Annotated in this window: 2 protein-coding genes; both read right to left on the bottom strand. The window is 59.7% G+C overall.

What is annotated here, in order from left to right; genetic code table 11:
• On the bottom strand, positions 1-940 hold a 940-nt coding region (locus AC1DT3_RS13485; RefSeq protein WP_477465763.1), incomplete at its 3' end, for a TonB-dependent receptor plug domain-containing protein.
• 138 nt (positions 941-1078) lie between these two features.
• On the bottom strand, positions 1079-4078 hold a 3000-nt coding region (locus AC1DT3_RS13480), incomplete at its 5' end, for a cadherin domain-containing protein (RefSeq protein WP_477465762.1).

The following is a 4078-nucleotide window of genomic DNA, read 5'->3' as shown; positions in this document are numbered from 1 at the left end:
ACGTTCCAATACGGAATGATTTCGTGGCGCCGGCGAAGATTCCATCGTTGACCGTCTGTTTGACATCGGTACCGGTGAAATAGACTTTCGCGTTAAGATTCCAAACTTGGGAATCCGGGGTCCACCGATACCCAGCCGTGAAAGTATCGGCGATGGCGTCCGTGTTGTAAATCGTCGTCAGACCGCTGCCGAACGTGTTGCGTATCCGCAGCGCCGACAATGTGATTTCCTGGTCGTCAGCAGGGCGGATACGCGTCTTGAACAGACCGGAGAGCAGATCCTGCGCGGTGAACTCGACAACTCTTCCATCACCGGACGTATAGTCGCCAGCGGAGCGCCACGTCGCCGCACCCATCACGTCGAACGTGGCTTGCTTTGCCGCGACCTCACCGTGCAGAACGGGAGTGTTTCCGTTGGTCTCGAACGCAGCTTTCAATCGCGCGCCGATCAACCGTCCCTCCCCGATCACGTCGTCAGCGTCGAGGGTCGTGAAACTGACGACACCGCCGATTGCACCCGATCCGTAGAGTGACGAGACGGGGCCCCGGGTGACGTCGACGGATTTCATCATTTCGGGGTCGAAGTAGAAAGTACCGCGAGCGGCGTGACCTTCCCGCTGAAAGTTCTGGCGAGCACCGTCGACGAGGACGTTGACCCGACCGAAATCCTGCAAGCCACGGACGTTCACGCCGGTTCCGGGATCGCCCGCACCGACCTGGGTCGTGACACCGGGAATAAGCCGCAGGACATCCGAGACGGAACTCGGCTGAACCTGGCGCTGCAGCTCGTCGCGCGTGAGCACACTCGATCCGGACAACGCATCATAAACCCGCTCGCCCGATTTCGTGGCAGTCACTGTGATAGGGTCTAGTTCGACCACGCTGCCTTCTGGTTCAGCCGGCGCGGCGGATTGCGCCAGCGCAGGGCCAGCGACGAGCATGGCGGCCGCGATAAGGGCGGTGGTTGAACGAATGGAAGTGCGGGCGCGCTGCACGATGATGAAACTTGTCGATGTTGGAAAGGAAGAACCGGAGGCGACATACGACGCCTCCGGTGAAATTTTGCAGTGGCACTATGCTCAGAGGAGGAAGTCGCCCTTGGACAGGGAGGCAACGCTCTTGAGATAGATGCTGAAATCGGCCTGGCCATCGCCGTTGACGTCGCCGTAGACGTAAGCACCGCCCTTGACCTTCTCGTAGCGGAGTTCTCCAGCCTTTTCGGTGAAGTCCTTCGTTCCGATGAACTTGAACGCCTGATTGCCCTTCACGGTTGCCTTGGCATCCATGCCGGACAGATCGATCTTGTCTTTCTGGCTGCGCGAGAAATCGTAGATCGTATCGCGGCCCGACGACTCCACTGTGGTGTCCTTGATGGACTTGAACACGAATGTGTCCGCATCGGCGTTGCCGTAGAGCTTGTCCGCGCCGTTACCACCGTAGACCTTGTCCCGTCCGGTGCCGCCGTACAGCTTGTCGCCGCCGCCGCCGCCGTTCAGCACGTCGTTTCCATCTCCGCCACGAAGAACATCGACTCCAGCGCCGCCCTTGAGAACGTCGGCCGCGATCGTTCCCAAGGTTGTCTTGGCGACATCGGTGACATCGATCTTGATCTTCTGCGTGGTGACGAGACCGCTCGCATCCTTGGCCTCGATCGTGACCGTATGGCTCTGCGCCTTGTCGTAGTCGACGGTTTTTGCGAGGACGAGCTTGTTTCCGACGAGCTTGAAGATTCCACCCGGATTGCTCTTGAGCAAGAAGGAAATCTTGCCACCTTCCGGATCACTCGAGGAAAGCGTCCCGACCTGCGCACCGACCTCGGCATTCTCGGAGATGCTCGTACGAGACAGCACCGGCAGCGATGGAGCTTCGTTCACATCGCCGACAGTGAGTGAGAACGTCTTGGTGCTCTTCTCCCCGTCTCCGTCCGTCGCGACGACGGTGAAGGCGTGGGATTTCGCGGACTCGTAGTCGAGCGCCCCCTTCAATCGTATGTCGTTGCCCACCAGTTCGAGGAGACCGCCGGCATCGCCCGAGAGTACGAACGTCACTGCCTTGCCTTCCGGATCCTTGGCCGAAAGCGTGCCGACCAACGCTCCGAGCGCAGCGTCCTCCGCAAGCGCCGAACCGGATATCGCCAGATCGACCGGCGACTCGTTGAGAGCCGTTTCCGAGAAGTCACCGAGGTTCACGAGGCGATTGCTGAATCGCGCTGTCTCGATGTTCGTCAGGACGGTTTGATTCATCGTCGCGTTGTCGGTGATGGAAACATTTCCGTTCGCCAGCTTCGCCAACGTATATCCGTCCTTGCGGCCACTGAAGACGACGATATCGTCGCCGCCACCGCCGTCGAACGCATCACTGCCACCACCGCTGTCGATCGTATCGTTGTACCGCGTGCCGACATAGGCATCGTTGAACGACGAACCGACGTAATGCTGGGCGTAGGCATCAAGTGCGTCAGCATACTTCGCGAGTCTCTCCGGATCTRCCGTCGCGCCGTACATGTGAGCGAGAGCGAAGTTGTGCACTGGCCCATTCAACTCGACCTCCGCCTCTTCGGCGGGAGTCGGCACAGGGTTGTTCAGATCCATTCCCGTGATGCGGAGCTGGGCATTTCCGCCTACAAAGTAGCCATTGGCATCGTAAGTGCCTCCGCCACGCGTCCCGTATTCGATCGTGTTGATCGTACCGGCGACCGTGTGCGTGCCGAATGCATACTGCACCTGACCGTGGGCCAGCACGTATTTCGACGTCGTCTGGTCGCCATAGCCGATGAACATCTCCTCACCGGCAAATGCAGAGCCGTTATCGAAGACCGGGAAGCCGCCACCGGCCGCATCGGCGATGAAGCCACCGCGAATGAAGGCTTCGAGATCCATGTTCGACGTCGCACCCGAAGCGTCGATGGTGATCGTGCCCTTGGGCTCGAGCGGCCGCCCGCTTTCATCAGTGACATCGATCTTGAAGTTCTGCTCGACCGTGTTTCCGCCTGCATCCGTGGCGAGAACCGTGACTTGGTAGGAGATGTCGGCGGTAAGTTGCTTCACCTTGAGGGTGTTGCCGTCGATCTCGAAGACATCCGAACCGCCCACGATGGAATAGGTGATGGCGGTGCCCTCGGGATCCGTCGCCGAGAAGGTACCGACGGTGTCCCCGACTTCGGCGTGCTCCCACACGGTCGTGCCGGTGAGTTTCAGGTTGACCGGTGCCTCATCCTTGTCGGTCACCGTAATGGCAAAGGTCTGCAACACCTTGTTGTTGGCGTTGTCGGATACTTCGACGTTGAGGTTGTAGGAACCGGTCGCCTCATGATCGAGCGCCCCCTTCACCCGCAGCTCATTTCCGACGATCTCGAAGCGGTTTCCTGGATTGGTCTTGAGCGTATAGGTCAGTCCGTGGCCCTCGGGATCGGTCGCCGAGAAAGTACCGACGACGGTTCCGATATCCACATTCTCTTCAACCTCGTCTTCCGACAGAGCAAAGTTGGTGGGAGCCTCGTTGACACCGCTTCCGACGACATTCGCGACATCGATGACGCCATCCGAGAACTGGAAGGATTCGACGTTTAGCACCTTGTCGGTGCCCTGCCCGCCGTTCGCCAGAGCGCGAAGGTCGGTCACATTGAAGCTGCCGTCACCGTTGTCGACGACGTCGTAGTTCGACCGCGTACCCGTGAAGACGACCGTATCGTCGCCATCGCCGCCGTCGATCGTATCGTTGAACCCATAGCCGCCGACGACGTCATTTCCGTCACCGCCCACGTAGTCGACCGCGTAGCTGTGGATTTCACCCGTGAGTGTCGTCAGGTTGCCGGCGCGCAGCGTCGTGAACGTGTTTTGCAACAACGTCGTCGGATCGCCCGYGGTGCCGCTGATGGCGACGCCGTCGATGGTTGCGATGGTATCGTAACCGGTGAGCAGGCCGGTCGTCGGATCGACAACGGCAGAACCCATCTCGGCCAAGATCACCTTCGTCGCGGTGCCTGAGAGCGTGTGACCGGAATTCGGATTATAGCGAAGTTCACCCTCGCTGCTTTCCAGAATGAGCAGCTTCGTCCCGACGATGAAGGCGAGCTGCTC

This window comes from Microvirga sp. P4_G7 (assembly GCF_056401005.1).
This window is presented reverse-complemented; position numbering and strand designations above follow the sequence as displayed.